The sequence below is a fragment of the Pseudomonas sp. PLB05 genome, assembly GCF_021106615.1.
GTDB classification, from domain to species: domain Bacteria; phylum Pseudomonadota; class Gammaproteobacteria; order Pseudomonadales; family Pseudomonadaceae; genus Chryseomonas; species Chryseomonas benzopyrenica.
This window is the reverse complement of record NZ_JAJOHO010000003.1, coordinates 918,715-935,086: the sequence shown is the minus strand read 5'-3', so window position 1 is coordinate 935,086 and position 16,372 is coordinate 918,715. Positions and strand designations below refer to the sequence as shown.

Genomic DNA, 16,372 nt, shown 5'->3' with positions numbered 1-16,372 from the left:
AGGCTTTGAGGCGATGCGCTACGACCTGCTCGACCTGCGGCTGTTCCTCCATGTCGTGGAAGCGCGCAGCATCACCCTGGGCGCCGAGCGGAGCCACCTGGCGTTGCCCTCGGCCAGTGCCCGCATCAAGGCCCTGGAAGACAGCCTGGGCACGCCGCTCCTGGTTCGTCATGCGCGTGGCGTGCGTCCCACACCCGCCGGCCTGACCCTGGAGCGCCATGCCCGGGCGATCCTGCTGCGGTTGGACGAGATGGCCCAGGATCTTGCCGGCGCGGTGGCCAACAGCCGCACGCGGGTGCGACTGTTGGCGAATGGCGCCGCGCTGATGGAGCACCTCGATGAGCCCCTGGCGGTTTTCCTCCAGGCGCAGCCCAGGGTGGATGTGGAAGTCGAGGAATTACCGAGTTCGCGCATCGTAACGGCGCTCCGCGAAGGCCGTGCCGACCTGGGCATCTTCGTCGCGGCGCCGGAGGTGGAGGGGCTGCACGTCCGGCCCTTCCGGGTGGACCCCCTGGTGCTGGTCGCAGCACCGGGACGCGTACCGCTGGCCGCGGGTGAGGCGATCGAGTTCGCGCGGTTGCTCGAACAGCCCTTCGTCGGTCTGTCGCGTGGCAATGCCTTGCAGCTGCATGTGGAAGCCCAGGCGGCGCAGTGGGGGCGGGAGCTGGCGATCCGTATCCGGGTGCCGAGCCCGGCCCAGGCCTGTGCCCTGGTCGCCCGGGACCTGGGCGTGGCCATCCTGCCCGCGGCGAGTCTGGTCCAGGCGGAAAAGCGATGGGTATTGGCCAGCCATCCGCTGCGCGATGCCTGGGCGCGTCGGGAGCTGGTGGTGGGCTGTCGGGATTTCGCCGAACTGTCGCCAGCGGCAACGGCCCTGCTGGCGGTGCTGGTGAGAGAGGCGCGCTACGCCTGACGCTCGACGACCCGCCCCTGGCTGAGGTACGGGTCGTCGAAGGCCTCAGCCGCGCAGTTTTTCCAGCAGCTGGTGATTGGGATAGCCGTCGGCGGGCCAGCCTTGGGATTGCTGGTAGGCGCGGATGGCCTTGCGGGTGTTGGCGCCGATGATGCCGTCGGCACTGCCCGGGTCCAGCCCCAGGGCGGCCAGGCGCTGCTGCAGTTCGACCCGCTCGCTACGGCTCAACGGTAGGTCATCGGTGGGCCAACTGCCGGCGATCTGCCCGGCGTCGCGATAGCGCTCCGAGAGCAGCGCCACGCCCAGGGCATAGGAGCTGGAGTTGTTGTACCTGAGGATGGTGCGGAAGTTGTTGAACACCAGGAAGGCCGGACCGCGATGGCCGGCGGGCAGCAGCAGCGAGGCGCTGTCGCTGGGCTGGGCGGCCGGTTGCGGCAGGCCGAGGCCCTGGATGCCCAGGGCGTTCCACTCGGCCAGACTCTTGCGCACGCCCATGTCGGCCAGGCTGTAGTCGAAGTTGGCCGGGACCCGGACCTCGTAGCCCCAGGGCTTGCCGTCCTGCCAGCCGGAGGCCTTGAGGTAGTTGGCGGTGGAGGCCAGGGCGTCGGCGGTGGAGCCCCAGATGTCGCGGCGACCGTCGCCGTCGAAGTCCACCGCGTACTGGTCGTAGGTGGTGGGAATGAACTGGGTCTGGCCCATGGCGCCGGCCCAGGAGCCGATCATGCGGTCGGCGGTGACGTCGCCGTGCTGCAGGATGCCGAGGGCGGCGATGAGCTGGTCCTGGGCGAAGTCCGGGCGGCGACCTTCATAGGCGAGGGTAGCCAGAGAGCGGATGACGCCCTTGTTGCCCATGTTGTTGCCGTAGTTGCTTTCCATGCCCCAGAAGGCCACCAGGCGCGCCGGCTCGATGCCGTAGCGGGCTTCCAGGGAGGCCAGCAGCCCGGCCTGCTGGATCAGCAGGCTCTTGCCGTTGCGCACCCGCAGGGGCGAGACGGCGGATTCCAGGTACTCCCAGACCGGTTTGGTGAATTCCGGCTGGCTGCGATCGGCGGCGATGACCGCCGGATCGGGTTGCACGCCTGCAAACGCCTGGTCGAAGGTAGCGGCCGAGATGCCCCGGCCCAGGGCCAGGGTGCGAAAGCGACTGCGCCATTGCTCGAAGCTCTCATCCGGCTGCGGCAGGGCCTCGGCCGCCGAGGCGGGGGCATTGGCCGCGGGTGCGGGTTTGGACGAGGCGGGTGAAGAGGACGCCGCGGTGGGCGTCGTCTGGGTCTGGGCGCAGGCGGCCAGGGCGGCGGTCAGCAGAGTGACCAGGGTTCCGGCGAGGAGGCCGCCGGTCTTGAATCCGCGGGTTTTCCCGAATTGCATCTGTCTCCACCGGACGTCTAGGCAGGAAGGCTCACCTTAGCACGGCCCGGGTCCCGACGTCTGTCAGGCGTCTGAGCGCGGCTTTCAGGCGGCCAGAAAGACCGAAGCCTTCTCGTCTTGCAACGAGAAGGCTTCGCGGCGGTAGCTGCCTTTGCCCTTGGCGGGCTTTTCCTGGCGGGCGCGATAACGGGGATCGCTGACGAGGACCTTGGCCTTGTTGGGGCCGCGGCTGTATTTCTTGGCCATGAGTGCGTGCTCCGAGGGGTGGGGACTCCCCCTTGATGGGGGCACGCCAGTCTATTGCAAGGGCCGGGCATTACAAGCGCCGGCCAGCGCTAGGACCTGGGCAGGGCCAGTCGCTTGCCGGCGAGCGTCAGGGCCAGGCTGGCCAGCGTCAGCCAGACCTCGCCAGGCGCCTGGCCCTTGATCTGTTCGTCGGCGACCTGGGCCTCGCGCAGCAGGGCTTCCAGGCGGCGGGCGCCCTGGCGCTGCAGGGCGCGGCTGACCAGGGGGCGACGCTTGTCCCACACCGGCGGCTTGACCTGGGTGAAGGCGCGCTCCAGGGGCGTACCGCTTTCCTGCAGATGGGCCAGGTTGGCCAGCAGCCGCAGTTCCCGGGCCAGGGCCCAGAGCACCACGGCCGCCTCCACGCCTTCGCCACGCAGGCCTTCGAGGATGCGCAGGGCGTGCTCCGCATTGCCGGCCAGGGCGGCATCTAGCAGGCCGAACACGTCGTAGCGGGCACTGTCGGCCACCGAGGCGCGTACGGTCTCGGCGTCCACCTGGGAGCCTTCGATGAGCAGGCGGAGCTTTTCGATCTCCTGGGCGGCGGCCAGCAGGTTGCCTTCCACCCGCTCGGCGATCAGTTCGACGGCTTCGGGTGTGGCGGCCAACCCCAGGCGCGACAGGCGCTGGTTGATCCACTGCGGCAACTGCGCCAGTTCCACCGGCCAGATCTGCACGAACTGCGCCTGCGGGTGCTCCAGCAGAGCCTTGGCCCACTTGGTCTTCTGCGCGGCGGCGTCGAGGCGCGGCAGGCTGATCAGCAGCAGGGTGTCCTCGGCCGGGCGGGCGAGGTAATCGAGCAGGGCGGCGGAGCCCTTGTCGCCGGGCTTGCCGGTGGGCAGACGCAATTCGAGGATGCGTTTCTGGGCGAACAGCGAGAGGCTGGCGCCGGCCTCGTAGAGACGACCCCAGTCGAAGCCGGCATCGACGTCGAAGACCTCGCGCTCGTCGAAGCCCTGGGCACGGGCCGCGCTGCGAATGGCGTCGCTGGCTTCCTGGCAGAGCAGGGGCTCATCGCCGCTGACGGCATAGACGGCGGCCAGCGAGCCCTGGAGCTGCTTGCCCAGCTGATTGGCGTTGAGTTTCATGCTGAACCGGAAGGGCAAACCGGAGCCTTGCGGCTCCGGCTGCGGCGCTTAGCGCGCGGGGGTGGGGATGTCGATCGGCGACTGCTGCGGCGGGGCGGACTCGCGGGCGCGGCGGTCGGCTTCGGCCTTGGCGGCGGCGCGGGCATCGGCGTCGCGCTGCAGCTTGTCCAGGCGCTCCGGCGTCAGGGCCTGCAGGCGGGCGGCCAGCTGCTGCACCAGTTCGCGACGCATTTCGCGACGCAGCTGGTCCTTCTGCTGTTCGGAACCGACGATGTTGTTCTGGTCGGTCACGTAGTAGCGCTGGGTTTCCAGATAGTCGCTGACCAGCACCGCCTGGTTCTTGCCGATGATGGTGTAGGGCTGACGGGTGGTCAGCTCGACCTCGGCACTGCGGGCGCCGCTGGTGTAGCTGGCGGTGCGCTCGCTCTGGGCTTCGCCACCCAGATCCAGGGTGTAGGGCGCGCCCGAGGTGATCCGCACATGGGCGTCCTCGAGCATGTCGCGTACGTCCTTGACAGTCTGGCCATAGGCGTCGCGCGCCGTCAGGTTCAGCTCGTTCACGGTCAGGCGGGTTTCGCCGGTGCCACGCAGCTGGAAGCCGCAGGCGGTCAGCAGGGTCGCCAGGCCGACTACCGCAAGGCCGGGGAGAATCCGTTTCTTCATCTGTTGTCTGCTCCGTTCGCGTGTCTTAGTTGGCGACGATGTTGACCAGTTTACCCGGGACCACGACGACCTTGCGGATGGTCAGACCCTCGGTGAAGCGTGCCACGTTCTCGTTGGCGCGGGCGGCGGCCTCGATGGCCTCGCGGCTGGCATCGGCCGGTACTTCGATCTGGCCGCGCAGCTTGCCGTTCACCTGGATGACGATCTGCAGACTGTCCTGCACCAGGGCGCTTTCGTCCACCTGCGGCCAGCGGGCGTCGATGACCGCATCGCTGTGGCCCAGCTGCTGCCAGAGACCGTGGGCGATGTGCGGGGTGATGGGGGCCAGCAGCAGGGTGACGGCCTCCAGGCCTTCCTGCAGCAGACGGCGATCGGTGTCGCTGTCCTGGGCGGCCTTTTCCAGCACGTTCATCAGGGTCATGACCGCGGCGATGGCGGTGTTGAACTTGTGATGCTGACCGATATCCTGGCTGGCCTGGCGGATGGCCAGGTGGATGGCGCGACGCACCTCCTTCTGGGCCGGCGACAGCTCGCCAAGGGCACCAGCGCTGGGCAGGCCCTGGGTGACGTGGGCCTGGGCCAGGCGCCAGACACGGCGCAGGAAGCGGCTCGCGCCCTCGACGCCGGAATCGGACCATTCCAGACTCATGTCCGGCGGCGAGGCGAACATCATGAACAGCCGGCAGGTATCGGCACCGTACTGGTCGATCATCGCCTGGGGATCGACGCCGTTGTTCTTCGACTTGGACATCTTCTCGACGCCGCCGATTTCCACCGGCTGGCCGTCGCTCTTCAGGCGCGCACCGATCACCTTGGCCTTGGCATCGCGCTCCACCTCGACATCGGCCGGGTTGAACCAGTCCTTGCTGCCGTTGGGCAGGGTGCGGTAGTAGGTCTCGGCCACCACCATGCCCTGGGTCAGCAGATTCTCGAAGGGCTCGTCGGAATCGATCAGGCCCTGGTCGCGCATCAGCTTGTGGAAGAAGCGCGAATAGAGTAGGTGCAGGATGGCGTGCTCGATGCCGCCGATGTACTGGTCGACGGGCAACCAGTAGTTGGCTTCTTCCTTGTCCAGCATGCCGCCGGTGAAGTTCGGCGAGGCATAGCGGGCGAAATACCAGGAGCTTTCGACGAAGGTATCCATGGTGTCGGTTTCACGCCGGGCCGGCTGGCCATTGCGCGGATCGACGGTCTCATAGAACTCGGGCATACGCGCCAGGGGCGAGCCGGCGCCGTCCGGCACCACGTCTTCGGGCAGCACCACCGGCAGCAGGTCGGCCGGCACCGGGATGTCGATGCCATCTTCGCCGTGGATGATCGGGATCGGGCAGCCCCAGTAGCGCTGGCGGCTGATGCCCCAGTCGCGCAGGCGGAACTGGGTGCGCGGCTGACCCAGGCCCTTGGCCTGCAGATCGGCGCCGATGGCGTCGAAGGCGGCGTCGTAGCTCAGGTTGTCGTAGGCGCCGGAATTGATCAGGAAGCCTTCCTTGCTGCCGTACCAGTCCTTCCACTGCACCGGGTCGAACTGGTAGCGCTCGTATTCCGCGGGGCTGTAGTCGTCCGGATTGGCCAGCACGCGAGTGGCCTCGGCGGTATCCACCACTTGGACGATGGGCAACTGGTACTTGTTGGCGAATTCGAAGTCACGCTCGTCGTGACCGGGCACGGCCATGACCGCGCCGTCGCCATAGTGCATCAGCACATAGTTGGCGACCCACACCGGCAGGCGGGCGTCGGTCAGCGGATGGCGGACGAACAGGCCGGTGTCCAGGCCCTTCTTCTCCTGGGTAGCGATGTCGGCTTCGGCGACGCCGCCGCGCTTGCACTCGTCGATGAACGCCTGCAGCTCGGCATTGCCCTGGGCGGCCTGGGTGGCCAGCGGGTGTTCCGCGGCCACGGCGACATAGGTGGCGCCGAGCAGGGTGTCGGGGCGGGTGGTGAAGACCTTCAGGGTGCCTTCGGCGCCGATGCTGTCCTGGTCATAGGGGAATTGCACCTCCATGCCGCGGGACTTGCCGATCCAGTTGCGCTGCATGGTCTTGACCTGCTCGGGCCAGCCGGGCAGGCCGTCGAGGGAGGTCAGCAACTCTTCCGCATAGTCGGTGATGCGGAAGTAGTACATGGGGATCTCGCGCTTCTCGATCAGCGCACCGCTGCGCCAGCCGCGGCCGTCGATGACCTGCTCGTTGGCCAGTACGGTCTGGTCCACCGGGTCCCAGTTCACCGTGCCGTTCTTGCGGTAGATGATGCCCTTCTCGAACAGCTGGGTGAACAGCCACTGCTCCCAGCGATAGTAGTCGGGCTTGCAGGTGGTGACCTCGCGGGACCAGTCGATCGCCAGGCCTAGGCTCTGCAGCTGGGACTTCATGTAGGCGATGTTCTCGTAGGTCCACTTGGCCGGGGCCACGCCGTTCTTCATGGCGGCGTTTTCGGCGGGCATGCCGAAGGCGTCCCAGCCCATGGGCTGCAGGACGTTCTTGCCCAGCATCCGCTGGTAGCGGGCGATGACGTCGCCGATGGTGTAGTTGCGCACGTGCCCCATGTGCAGCTTGCCGCTGGGGTAGGGGAACATCGACAGGCAGTAGAACTTCTCCTGGCCCGGACGCATGGTGGCCTTGAAGGACAGATTCTGGTCCCAGAAGGACTGGGCGGCGGCTTCTATTTCGCGGGGCTGATAGTGTTCGTGCATGGGCGTGTCGAGGGCTGCAGAGGCGTTTGATCGAGCCGCCAAGCATACATGACCCCCCGAGCGCGGGGAAATGTCCCGGGCTGTCGCTTGTTTCGCACTCCGGGGAGGCAGGGTTGGAAGGGCCGTACTAGGCTGATCAAACGTCCGTTCAATTACCCGGGAGGATGATCGCCATCATGGGAAAGTTTCGACGCGAGTCCGACAAGCTGCCCGTCGACGTGCGCCTGCAACGGCGCCTGGCGCTGGCGCTGGATGAGGCGGCTACCCAGGAGCGTCTCTATGACAGCGCCGATGGGGAGGTCGAGGTGCAGGGCCTGAGTCCGGCCGAGTACGCCCTGATCAGGCGCTGGCTGGAACGTCACCAGGCGACGGAGGCGGCCATGGCCTGCTGCCTGGGCTGCGGGCGGGTACAGCCGGCGGGATCCTTTTGCAGTCATTGCCAGGGGCGGCAGGTCCTGGTCGAGAGTCCTTCTGCCCGGGTCCGCGCTCCCCTACACTGAGCGCCGCCGCGGCCCGGAGGTCGCCTCGACCGGAGCGACCATGGGTCTGCGCTATTTCTTCAAGCAACTGCTGCTGCCACCGGGCGGCCTGCTGCTGCTCCTGTTGCTGGGGTGGTGGTTGCGTCGCCGCTATCCCCGTTTGGGCCTGGCCTGCTTCCTGGGCGGTCTGCTGGGGCTCTGGGCCAGTACCCTGCCGGTGGTGGTGGAAACCGGCGGTCGCCTGCTGGAGCGCGACGCCGCCCTGCCCGAAGCGCGCTGGGCGACGCTTGCGCAGCAGGCCGATGCCATCGTGGTGCTGGGCGCCGGGCGCGAGGTGGACGATCCGGGCTGGGCCGGCGATGCCGCCAGTCACCTGGCGGTGGAGCGATTGCGCTATGCGGCGCGGCTGGCCAAGGCCAGCGGCCTGCCGGTGCTGATCACCGGAGGCTCGCCCCATGACCGCCCGCTGAGCGAGGCGGCACTGATGACCGAGGTGATGGAACGCGACCTGGGGGTGCCGGTCCGCTGGCAGGAAGGTGCCAGCCGCACCACCTGGGAGAACGCCACCCTCAGTGCGCCGCTGCTGCGTGAGGCCGGGGTGAAGCGGGTGGTGCTGGTGACCCAGGCCTATCACATGGCCCGTTCGCGCTGGTGCTTCGAGCGCCAGGGCTTCCAGGTGGTGGCCGCGCCCATGGGCTTCATCGGTATTCCCAACGCACGGCCCTTCGGTGGCTGGCTGCCGGAAGCCAAGGCGGTCGAGCAAACCGCCCAGTTGCTCAACGAGGCCGCTGGGCTGCTGCTCTATCCGCTCGCCTATCGCTGAGTCACCACCAGCGGTGCCTCTTCCGGACGATCCTGCCGCCGCAGCAGCAGACCCCAGAGCAGCACCAGGGCGGAAAAGATCGCCAGCGGCCAGAGGCGGTAGTGCAGATAGGGGGTCAGGCCATCCATGGGGACCACGGTGCCCTGCAGCACGCCGACCTGGAAGGCCGGGATCTGCCGGCTGATGCGACCGAAGGGATCGACCAGCGCGGTGATGCCGTCGTTGGTGACCCGTACCAGCCAGCGACCGCTTTCCAGGGCGCGCATCTGCGCCATCTGCAGGTGCTGCTGCGGACCGATGGACTTGCCGAACCAGGTGTCGTTGCTGATGGTGAGCAGCAGCTGACTCCGGGCCGCCATGCTGGCGACGAATTCCGGATAGACCACCTCGTAGCAGATGTAGGGCGCCACGCGATAGCCCTTCACCAGTAGTGGCTCCTGCTGCTCGGGGCCGCGGACGAAGTCGGACATGGGCAGGTCGAAGAAGCCTATCAGGCCGCGCAGGTATTCCTGCAGCGGCACGTATTCGCCGAAGGGCACCAGCTTCTGCTTGTAGTAGGTACCCGAGCCGTTGCCGACCGCGGTGATGCTGTTGAAGTAGCGCGAATCGCCGTCGGCGTCGCGTTCCCGAGCGGGCAGGCCGGTCACCAGGGCGCCGCCATGGGCCGCCACCTGGGCGCCTTCGGCGGCGAGGAAGTCACCGACGTATTCGCGCAGCACGGGAATGGCGTTTTCCGGCCAGACCACCAGGTCGGCGTCGGTCTGCTCGGCGGTACGGTCGCGATAGAGCGCCAGGGTGGCGCGGGCATGGTCGGGATTCCACTTGAGTTCCTGGGCGATGTTGCCCTGGATCCCGGCGACCTTGAGCGGCGCGCCGGCCGGTTGGGTCCAGACCTGGCCCTGGAAGACATCGCCGGCCACCCAGGGCAGGGCCACCAGCACCAGGGCCGCGACCAGGGCCACCGGTCGCAGGATCAGCCGCGGGGCGTTGACCAGCAGCGCTGCGGTAAAGGCCAGCACGGCCGAGATCAGCCAGACGCCGCCCAAGGGCGCCAGCCCCTGCAGGGGACCGCTGAGCTGGCTGTAGCCCAGCAGCAGCCAGGGAAAGCCGGTCAGCGCCCAGCTGCGAAACAGCTCCAGGGCGAACCACAGGCCGGCGAAGGTGAGGGCGTCGCCCAGGGGTGCCTGGTTGCGTCTCAGGCACAGCGCCCACAGGCCGGCGGGCAGGGCGAAGAACAGCGCGATGCCTGCGCAGAAGCCCACGGTGAGAAAGAGCGCCAGGGGCACCGGCGCGGCACCGTAGGTGTGGATGCTGACGTAGATCCAGCTGGTGCCGGCGAGAAAGGCGCCGAAGCCGTAGCACCAGCCGCGCAGCAGGGCGCGCCAGGCACCGAGCCCCTTGAGGCCCAGGTAGAAGAGACCGGCGGACAGCAGTGCCAGCGGCCAGATGTTGAAAGGGGCCAACGCCAGGGGCGTAAGGGCGCCAGCGAAGAGCGCCAGAAGGTTGCCCTTCCAGCCGGGTTGAGAGATCCAGCGCATCGAAAATCCTTGGTCCGATCGAGGCTGCGCAAGCTTACTCGCCGGCGCGAGTCAGTGCCAAAGGCGCTTGAGGGAGAGCGAGCCAGGTCGCAGTTGGGGAGGGGATGGTAAAGGCTATCGCGGCCATGGCGATCCGTCGGTTGGGCTAGGACGACTCTATCGTCGAAGCCCAACAGTCGTGCAGTCGAGGCAAGGCCTGTTGGGCTTCGCTGCGCTCAACCCAACCTACGGCGGTCCGTAGGAGGGCGTGCGATGGGCATTGCCTGGGCCGTGCTAGCGGTTGACCGGGGTCACGCGCAGCAGGTGGATGCGGCGGCCGTCGGCGTTGAGCACGCGGAAGCGGAAATCGTCGATCACCGTTTCCTCGTTGCGCTTGGGCAGGTGGCCCAGGCGATTCATCACCAGGCCGCCGGCCGTGTCGGCCTCGGTGTCGGCGAAGCGGGTTTCCAGAATCTCGTTGAGCGTCTCGATGGGGGTGAGCGCCTTGACCACGAAGTCGCCATTGGGCAGCGACTTGATGAAGCTCTCTTCCTCCACGTCGTGCTCGTCCTCGATCTCGCCGACGATCTGCTCCAGCACGTCCTCGATGGTCACCAGGCCGGCGACGCCGCCGTATTCGTCCACCACGATGGCCATGTGGCTGTGGGTGGAACGGAATTCGCGCAGGAGTACGTTGAGCCGCTTGGACTCGGGTACGAAGGTGGCCGGGCGCAGCGCCGTCTTGAAGTCGAAGACCCGTGCAGGGTCCAGCAGCAGCGGCAGCAAGTCCTTGGCCAGCAGCAGGCCGAGCACGTCGTCGGGGCCATCGCCGATCACCGGATAGCGCGAGTGGGCCGCCTCGATCACCGCCGGCAGGAATTCGGCGGGGGTCTGCTGGGCGCGAATGCTGATGATCTGCGAGCGCGGCACCATGATGTCGCGCACCTGCAGGTCGGCCACCGAGATGGCGCCTTCGACGATGGACAGCACCTCGCTGTCGAGCACCTTGTTCTCGTGCGCTTCGCGCAGCAGTTCCAGCAGTTCCTGGCGGCTCTTGGGTTCATGGGCAAAGGCCTGGACGATGCGTTCCAGCCAGGAACGATGCCCATTGCCTGATCGATCTTCGTTCATGTGTGTGTCATTCACCGTAGGGATCGGGATAGCCGAGTTCAGCGAGCAATTGGCGTTCCAGGTCTTCCATCTCCTCGGCTTCGTCATCTTCCAGATGATCGTAGCCAAGCAGGTGCAGGCAGCCGTGGATGACCAGGTGCGCCCAGTGCGCCTTGACAGGCTTGCCTTGCTCGGCGGCTTCGCGGGCCACCACGGGGGCGCAGATCACCAGATCGCCGAGCAGGGGAATATCGAGGAATTCGTCCGGCACGTCGGCCGGAAAGGACAGCACGTTGGTGGCGTAGTCCTTGTGCCGCCAGGTGCGGTTGAGCTCGCGGCCTTCGTCTTCGTCCACCAGACGAATGGTGAGCTCCGAATCGCCCTGGCGGGCGCGCAGGGCCAGTTCACACCAGAGGCGTAAGTCCGGCTCCTCGGGAAGGTCGGCCGCCTCGCTGGCGACCTGGACGTCCAGCTCAATCGCCATGGCGATCCTCGCCGTTGCCGCGCGGCTTGTCCTGCAGCGCCTCGAAGCGGTCGTAGGCCTCGACGATGCGCTGCACCAGCGGGTGGCGCACCACGTCCTTGGACTCGAAATGGGTGAAGCCGATGCCGGGCACGTCACGCAGGACCTCGATGACGTGCTTGAGGCCCGACTTGGTGCCACGCGGCAGGTCGACCTGGGTCACGTCACCGGTAATCACCGCGGTGGAGCCAAAACCGATCCGGGTGAGGAACATCTTCATCTGCTCGAGGGTGGTGTTCTGGCTTTCGTCGAGAATGATGAAGCTGTTGTTGAGGGTCCGGCCACGCATGTAGGCCAGCGGCGCGACCTCGATGACCTGGCGCTCGATGAGCTTGGCCACCTGCTCGAAGCCGAGCATCTCGTAGAGGGCGTCGTACAGCGGGCGCAGATAGGGGTCGATCTTCTGCGCCAGGTCGCCGGGCAGGAAGCCGAGCTTCTCGCCGGCTTCCACGGCCGGGCGTACCAGCAGGATGCGGCGGATCTGCTCGCGCTCCAGGGCGTCCACGGCGCAGGCCACGGCCAGGTAGGTCTTGCCGGTACCGGCCGGACCTATGCCGAAGTTGATGTCGTGATCGAGGATCGACTTGACGTAGCGCTGCTGGTTGGCGCCGCGCGGGCGGATCATGCCCTTCTTGGTGCGCAGGGCCACGCTGGTGTCGCCACCGCCACGGTGTTCTTCCTGCAGGGCTTCCAGACCGGATTCCTGCAGATAGAGGTGCACCAGTTCCGGTGCTACCGCCGTGCCGCTGGCGGTTTCGCGATAGAGGCGCTGCAGGAGATTCTGCGCTGCGCGGGTGCGCTCGGGCTCGCCGACCAGTTCGAACTGGTTGCCGCGATTGCGGATCTCGATGCCGAGACGGCGTTCGAGCTGGCGCAGATTTTCATCGAGCTGGCCGCACAGGTTGGCGAAACGGTCGGCATCGAAGGGTTCGAGGGTGAAATGCTGGAGCGTCTGGGGGGTATTCAAGGTGTGCTGGGAAACCCTTTGGATTGGCTTTACGAAAACTTGACGTAGCGTGAGAGTAACCTGGGTCGCGCCCTTGGCAAAGGGCGCATGCGACCATCCATCAGGCCAGCGCGACGGCGACGGGCGGGCGCGCACCGCTGGCGACGGGGGCCAGCAGGGTGCCGCGCAGGGAGTGCGGCAGGGCTTCGTCGATGTGCACCTGGACGAACTGACCGATCAGGCTGGCGTCGCTGCAACGGAAGTTGACGATGCGGTTGTTCTCGGTGCGACCCTGCAGCATGCCGGGATCGCGCTTGGAGAAGTCGCTGACCAGGATGGTCTGGACGCTGCCGGCCATGCGCCGGCTGATCTCGAAGCCCTGCTGGTGGATACGCGTCTGCAGGATCTGCAGGCGCTGCTTCTTGACCTCGTCAGGGGTGTCGTCGACCAGGTCCGCCGCCGGGGTGCCCGGACGGGCGCTGTAGATGAAGGAGAAGGAGAAGTCGAAACCGACGTCCTCGATCAGCTTCATGGTCTGTTCGAAGTCCTTCTCGGTTTCGCCGGGGAAGCCGACGATGAAGTCCGAGCTGATGCAGATGTCGGGCACCGCCGCCTTGAGCTTACGGATGCGTGACTTGTATTCCAGCGCCGTGTGGTTGCGCTTCATGGCCGCCAGGATGCGATCCGAACCGGCCTGCACCGGCAGGTGGACGAATTTCACCAGCTCCGGGATCTCGGCGTGGGCCTGGATCAGGGCGTCGGAGAATTCCAGCGGGTGCGAGGTGGTGTAGCGGATGCGGTCGATGCCATCCACCGCCGCCACCACATAGAGCAGCTCGGCGAAGTCGGCGATGCGGCCGTCGCCGGTGGCGCCGCGATAGCCATTGACGTTCTGGCCCAGCAGGGTTACCTCGCGCACGCCGTGCTCGGCGAGGTGGATGATCTCGGCGAGGACGTCGTCCAGCGGCCGGCTGACCTCTTCGCCGCGGGTATAGGGCACCACGCAGAAGGTGCAGTACTTGCTGCAGCCTTCCATGATGGAGACGAAGGCGCTGGGGCCGTCGATGCGCGGCTCGGGCAGGCGGTCGAACTTCTCGATCTCGGGGAAGGAGATGTCCACCTGGGGCGCCCGGGTGGTGCGCGCGGCGTCGATCATCTCCGGCAGGCGGTGCAGGGTCTGGGGCCCGAAGACCACGTCGACATAGGGCGCGCGGTCGCGAATGGCAGCGCCTTCCTGACTGGCCACGCAGCCACCGACACCGATCACCAGATCGGGATTCTCCAGCTTGAGTTCGCGCCAGCGACCGAGCTGGGAAAACACCTTCTCCTGCGCCTTCTCGCGGATCGAGCAGGTGTTGAGCAGGATGACATCGGCCTCGGCCGGATTCTGGGTGACTTCCAGCGGCTCCCGTTCGCCGAGCAGGTCGACCATGCGCGACGAATCGTATTCGTTCATCTGGCAGCCATGGGTTTCGATATAGAGCTTCTTGGACATGCGCGGCAGGAGGTCGGTGGCGAGTGGACCGCGCATTATAATGATGGCCTTCCGCACGGGGAAGAGCCGCCCGGAAGGCGGTCGGTCTAGGCCTGGGCAGCGCTCTTCGGCAGCCGGGCGATGACCTTGATTTCGAAGCGAAAGCCGGCCAGCCAGGTGACGCCGACCGCGGTCACCGTGGGGTAGGGCGCCGTGCCCCAGTGCTCCAGCAGCACCGGCCAGATCCGCTCGAAGCTGGCTTCGGCATCGACCATGAACAGGGTGACGTCCACCACGTCGACAAAGGTGGCGCCGGCCGCGGCGAGGACGGCGTCGAGATTGGCGAAGGCCAGGCGGACCTGATCCTCCAGCTCCGGCTCGGGTGAGCCATCGGCGCGGCTGCCGACCTGGCCCGAGACGAAGAGAAAGCCGTTGGAACGGATGGCTGGCGAATAGCGGTGCTGTTCGTAGAGGGCGTGGCGCTGGGCGGGAAAGACGACGTCGCGGGTCATGCTGGGGCTCCGGTAGGGATCGCTGGAGCCACCTTAGGCGCCGCTCGCCAGGGGATAAACCCGGCCAGGCGGTCAGCATTGTTTGTACAATCCAAACAATCCCCTGTTCAGGAATCGGCATGGATCTGTTCGCCGCGATGCAGACCTTCGTGCGGGTGGTGGAAGCCGGCAGCTTCACCCGCGCGGCCGAGACCCTCGGCAGCAGCCGCACCCGCGTCACCCAGCAGGTGCGCCTGCTCAATCGCACCACCCGGCAGGTGCAGGTCACCGCCGACGGCGCGGCCTATTACGACCGCTGCCTGGGCGTGCTGGCGGCGGTGGACGATGCCGAGACGGGGCTTTCGGTCGCCACCCGCACGCCCCGTGGCCGCCTGCGGGTGGACGTGCCCAGCCCGCTGGCGCGACTGATCCTGATCCCGGCTCTGCCGGAATTTTTCGAGCGCTATCCGGATATCCAGCTCGAGCTGGGCGTCAGCGATCGCCAGGTGGATCTGATCGGTGACAACGTCGATTGCGTGATCCGCGGCGGGCGCATCCGCGAGCAGTATCTGGTGGCCCGGCCGCTCGGCGCGCTGCGACTGGGTTGCTATGCCGCGCCGGCCTACCTTGCCACCCAGGGCACGCCGGTTCATCCCGCCGAGCTGGCCGAGACGCCACACCGGGTGGTGCGGTTTCTCTGGGGGGCGGGCAAGGGCTTTCCCTACGCCCTGCAACGAGGTGCCGAGCGTCTGGAGCTGCAGAGCCGGCACAGCCTGGAGGTGGACGACGGCAACGCCTGCCTGGCGGCGGGGCAGGCCGGACTCGGGGTGGTCTGCCTGCCGCACTACCTGGCGGCGGCGGCCGTCGCCCGTGGCGAACTGGTCAGGCTGTTCGCGGACTGGCAGGTGGCGCCCATGCCGCTGTATCTGGCCTTCGCGCCCAACCGTCACGTCAGCGCCAAGTTGCGGGTCTTCATCGACTGGGTGAGCGCGCTGGTCGCCGAGCGGGCCTGGCTGGAAACCCCAGGCGACGGCTGACGGGAGTCGAGGCCGGCGTGCTATGCTCGCCACCCTCTTTTAACCGTCGAAACCCGCCTCCGCCATGAGCTCATCCCCCAGCAAGCCGGCCATCTACAAGGTCATCTTCGTCAACCAGGGTCAGGTCTTCGAGATCTACGCCAAGCAGATCTTCCAGAGCGATCTCTGGGGCTTCCTGGAGATCGAGGAGCTGGTGTTCGGCGAGCGCACCCAGGTGGTGGTGGATCCGAGCGAGGAAAAGCTCAAGGCGCAATTCGAAGGCGTGGTGCGCAGCTTCGTGCCCATGCACTCGATCATCCGCATCGACGAGGTGGAGCGCCTGGGCCAGCCCAAGATCAGCGAAGCCAAGGGCGGCACCAACGTCATGCCGTTTCCCATGCCCATGCCCGACAAGCCCTGACCAGGCTCGCCGTCAGTTCTGCGGCGGCTGGAAGGGATTGAGGTTGCCTGCGGTCTGCATGTCCTGCAGATAGTCGCGGAAGATCTGGCCCAGCACCTGGGTGGCCATCTCCAGCTCGTCACGGCGCATCTGGGCGCTGACCAGGTCGGCGGTGTCCATGGCTTCGTCGTTGCCATTGATGGCGGCCATCTTCAGCACGATGTAGGCCTGGATGTTGTTGGGCGGTACGCCCTCGCCACGAAAGAACATGTTGCCGAGGCGATTCTGCGCATCGGCATTACCCTTGAGCGAGGCCTGCTCGAACCACTGGCGCGCCTGGTTGAGATCCTTGGGCGTCTGCTTGCCTTCGTAGTAGAAGTCACCGAGTTCGTACTGCGCCTGGGAATCGCCGTCGTGGGCGATCTGCTGGCAGCGGGCGATCGCCTGCGCCAGGGCTTCGTTGGCCAGATTCAGGTTGCAACGGCTGGTGCTGGGGACGAGCAGCGAATTGCCTCCGGCCAGGGCGGCCAGGGGCATCAGGATCAGGGCTGCGCACAGGGTACGACCAGCGCGGTGCATGAAGCGCC

The 16,372-nt window shown here is 67.1% G+C and carries 17 protein-coding genes; 5 read left to right on the top strand and 12 right to left on the bottom strand.

The window, feature by feature from the left end; all coding sequences use genetic code 11:
• Positions 1 to 13: 13 nt before the first annotated feature.
• Positions 14 to 913: a LysR family transcriptional regulator gene (locus LRS53_RS17110; RefSeq protein WP_231356689.1), complete on the top strand. Its 900-nt coding sequence runs from the start codon at positions 14 to 16 to the stop codon at positions 911 to 913.
• Positions 914 to 958: 45 nt separating this feature from the next.
• Here LRS53_RS17110 and LRS53_RS17105 read toward each other — a convergent pair whose 3' ends face one another.
• The 5 genes from LRS53_RS17105 to leuS form a co-directional block, all read right to left on the bottom strand.
• A complete protein-coding gene (locus LRS53_RS17105; protein WP_173148415.1) occupies positions 959 to 2,281 on the bottom strand; it encodes a lytic murein transglycosylase in 1,323 nt (440 codons plus the stop codon).
• Between the two features lie 84 nt (positions 2,282 to 2,365).
• A complete protein-coding gene (gene arfA, locus LRS53_RS17100; protein WP_007159657.1) occupies positions 2,366 to 2,527 on the bottom strand; it encodes an alternative ribosome rescue factor ArfA in 162 nt (53 codons plus the stop codon).
• A gap of 89 nt (positions 2,528 to 2,616) precedes the next feature.
• Complete coding sequence (gene holA, locus LRS53_RS17095) at positions 2,617 to 3,654, bottom strand: DNA polymerase III subunit delta (protein ID WP_231356688.1); 1,038 nt, start codon at positions 3,652 to 3,654, stop codon at positions 2,617 to 2,619.
• Between the two features lie 48 nt (positions 3,655 to 3,702).
• The gene (locus LRS53_RS17090; protein ID WP_017642503.1) at positions 3,703 to 4,317 is read right to left on the bottom strand and encodes an LPS-assembly lipoprotein LptE; all 615 of its coding nucleotides are present in this window, start codon (positions 4,315 to 4,317) and stop codon (positions 3,703 to 3,705) included.
• 25 nt (positions 4,318 to 4,342) lie between these two features.
• Positions 4,343 to 7,006, bottom strand: coding sequence for a leucine--tRNA ligase (gene leuS / locus LRS53_RS17085; protein WP_231356687.1), 2,664 nt, complete (start codon positions 7,004 to 7,006; stop codon positions 4,343 to 4,345).
• A gap of 176 nt (positions 7,007 to 7,182) precedes the next feature.
• On the opposite strand from leuS, the gene LRS53_RS17080 reads away from it, so the two are divergent.
• Both LRS53_RS17080 and LRS53_RS17075 read left to right on the top strand, forming a co-directional pair.
• Positions 7,183 to 7,506, top strand: coding sequence for a hypothetical protein (locus LRS53_RS17080; RefSeq protein ID WP_231356686.1), 324 nt, complete (start codon positions 7,183 to 7,185; stop codon positions 7,504 to 7,506).
• A 40-nt stretch (positions 7,507 to 7,546) separates the two neighbouring features.
• Positions 7,547 to 8,308, top strand: a complete 762-nt coding sequence (locus LRS53_RS17075) for a YdcF family protein (RefSeq protein ID WP_064308509.1) — start codon at positions 7,547 to 7,549, stop codon at positions 8,306 to 8,308.
• Here the strand turns inward: LRS53_RS17075 and lnt are convergent.
• The 6 genes from lnt to LRS53_RS17045 form a co-directional block, all read right to left on the bottom strand.
• Positions 8,299 to 9,846, bottom strand: a complete 1,548-nt coding sequence (lnt, locus tag LRS53_RS17070; RefSeq protein WP_231356685.1) for an apolipoprotein N-acyltransferase — start codon at positions 9,844 to 9,846, stop codon at positions 8,299 to 8,301. The genes LRS53_RS17075 and lnt overlap by 10 nt on opposite strands.
• Before the next feature lie 273 nt (positions 9,847 to 10,119).
• A complete protein-coding gene (locus LRS53_RS17065; RefSeq protein ID WP_231356684.1) occupies positions 10,120 to 10,956 on the bottom strand; it encodes an HlyC/CorC family transporter in 837 nt (278 codons plus the stop codon).
• A 7-nt stretch (positions 10,957 to 10,963) separates the two neighbouring features.
• The gene (gene ybeY / locus LRS53_RS17060) at positions 10,964 to 11,419 is read right to left on the bottom strand and encodes an rRNA maturation RNase YbeY (protein ID WP_059313907.1); all 456 of its coding nucleotides are present in this window, start codon (positions 11,417 to 11,419) and stop codon (positions 10,964 to 10,966) included.
• Complete coding sequence (locus tag LRS53_RS17055; protein WP_231356683.1) at positions 11,409 to 12,425, bottom strand: PhoH family protein; 1,017 nt, start codon at positions 12,423 to 12,425, stop codon at positions 11,409 to 11,411. The genes ybeY and LRS53_RS17055 overlap by 11 nt, the downstream gene beginning before the upstream one ends.
• Before the next feature lie 100 nt (positions 12,426 to 12,525).
• Positions 12,526 to 13,899, bottom strand: coding sequence for a tRNA (N6-isopentenyl adenosine(37)-C2)-methylthiotransferase MiaB (gene miaB / locus LRS53_RS17050; protein ID WP_231356817.1), 1,374 nt, complete (start codon positions 13,897 to 13,899; stop codon positions 12,526 to 12,528).
• Positions 13,900 to 13,985: 86 nt separating this feature from the next.
• Entirely contained in the window at positions 13,986 to 14,390 is a 405-nt protein-coding gene (locus LRS53_RS17045) for a RidA family protein (RefSeq protein WP_231356682.1), read from the bottom strand.
• A 119-nt stretch (positions 14,391 to 14,509) separates the two neighbouring features.
• On the opposite strand from LRS53_RS17045, the gene LRS53_RS17040 reads away from it, so the two are divergent.
• Complete coding sequence (locus LRS53_RS17040) at positions 14,510 to 15,406, top strand: LysR family transcriptional regulator (RefSeq protein WP_231356681.1); 897 nt, start codon at positions 14,510 to 14,512, stop codon at positions 15,404 to 15,406.
• Between the two features lie 64 nt (positions 15,407 to 15,470).
• Positions 15,471 to 15,806, top strand: coding sequence for a DUF1820 family protein (locus tag LRS53_RS17035; RefSeq protein WP_007159644.1), 336 nt, complete (start codon positions 15,471 to 15,473; stop codon positions 15,804 to 15,806).
• A 12-nt stretch (positions 15,807 to 15,818) separates the two neighbouring features.
• On the opposite strand, the gene LRS53_RS17030 is transcribed toward LRS53_RS17035, so the two are convergent.
• Positions 15,819 to 16,364, bottom strand: coding sequence for a tetratricopeptide repeat protein (locus tag LRS53_RS17030; RefSeq protein ID WP_017642492.1), 546 nt, complete (start codon positions 16,362 to 16,364; stop codon positions 15,819 to 15,821).
• Positions 16,365 to 16,372 lie beyond the last annotated feature (8 nt).

Excerpts from the sequence above, each read along its gene's own strand:
- LRS53_RS17110 (WP_231356689.1), top strand. The coding sequence starts at position 14 with ATGCGCTACGACCTGCTCGACCTGCGGCTGTTCCTCCATGTCGTGGAA.
- LRS53_RS17105 (WP_173148415.1), bottom strand. The coding sequence starts at position 2,281 with ATGCAATTCGGGAAAACCCGCGGATTCAAGACCGGCGGCCTCCTCGCC.
- arfA (WP_007159657.1), bottom strand. The coding sequence starts at position 2,527 with ATGGCCAAGAAATACAGCCGCGGCCCCAACAAGGCCAAGGTCCTCGTC.
- holA (WP_231356688.1), bottom strand. The coding sequence starts at position 3,654 with ATGAAACTCAACGCCAATCAGCTGGGCAAGCAGCTCCAGGGCTCGCTG.
- LRS53_RS17090 (WP_017642503.1), bottom strand. The coding sequence starts at position 4,317 with ATGAAGAAACGGATTCTCCCCGGCCTTGCGGTAGTCGGCCTGGCGACC.
- leuS (WP_231356687.1), bottom strand. The coding sequence starts at position 7,006 with ATGCACGAACACTATCAGCCCCGCGAAATAGAAGCCGCCGCCCAGTCC.
- LRS53_RS17080 (WP_231356686.1), top strand. The coding sequence starts at position 7,183 with ATGGGAAAGTTTCGACGCGAGTCCGACAAGCTGCCCGTCGACGTGCGC.
- LRS53_RS17075 (WP_064308509.1), top strand. The coding sequence starts at position 7,547 with ATGGGTCTGCGCTATTTCTTCAAGCAACTGCTGCTGCCACCGGGCGGC.
- lnt (WP_231356685.1), bottom strand. The coding sequence starts at position 9,846 with ATGCGCTGGATCTCTCAACCCGGCTGGAAGGGCAACCTTCTGGCGCTC.
- LRS53_RS17065 (WP_231356684.1), bottom strand. The coding sequence starts at position 10,956 with ATGAACGAAGATCGATCAGGCAATGGGCATCGTTCCTGGCTGGAACGC.
- ybeY (WP_059313907.1), bottom strand. The coding sequence starts at position 11,419 with ATGGCGATTGAGCTGGACGTCCAGGTCGCCAGCGAGGCGGCCGACCTT.
- miaB (WP_231356817.1), bottom strand. The coding sequence starts at position 13,899 with ATGTCCAAGAAGCTCTATATCGAAACCCATGGCTGCCAGATGAACGAA.
- LRS53_RS17045 (WP_231356682.1), bottom strand. The coding sequence starts at position 14,390 with ATGACCCGCGACGTCGTCTTTCCCGCCCAGCGCCACGCCCTCTACGAA.
- LRS53_RS17040 (WP_231356681.1), top strand. The coding sequence starts at position 14,510 with ATGGATCTGTTCGCCGCGATGCAGACCTTCGTGCGGGTGGTGGAAGCC.
- LRS53_RS17035 (WP_007159644.1), top strand. The coding sequence starts at position 15,471 with ATGAGCTCATCCCCCAGCAAGCCGGCCATCTACAAGGTCATCTTCGTC.
- LRS53_RS17030 (WP_017642492.1), bottom strand. The coding sequence starts at position 16,364 with ATGCACCGCGCTGGTCGTACCCTGTGCGCAGCCCTGATCCTGATGCCC.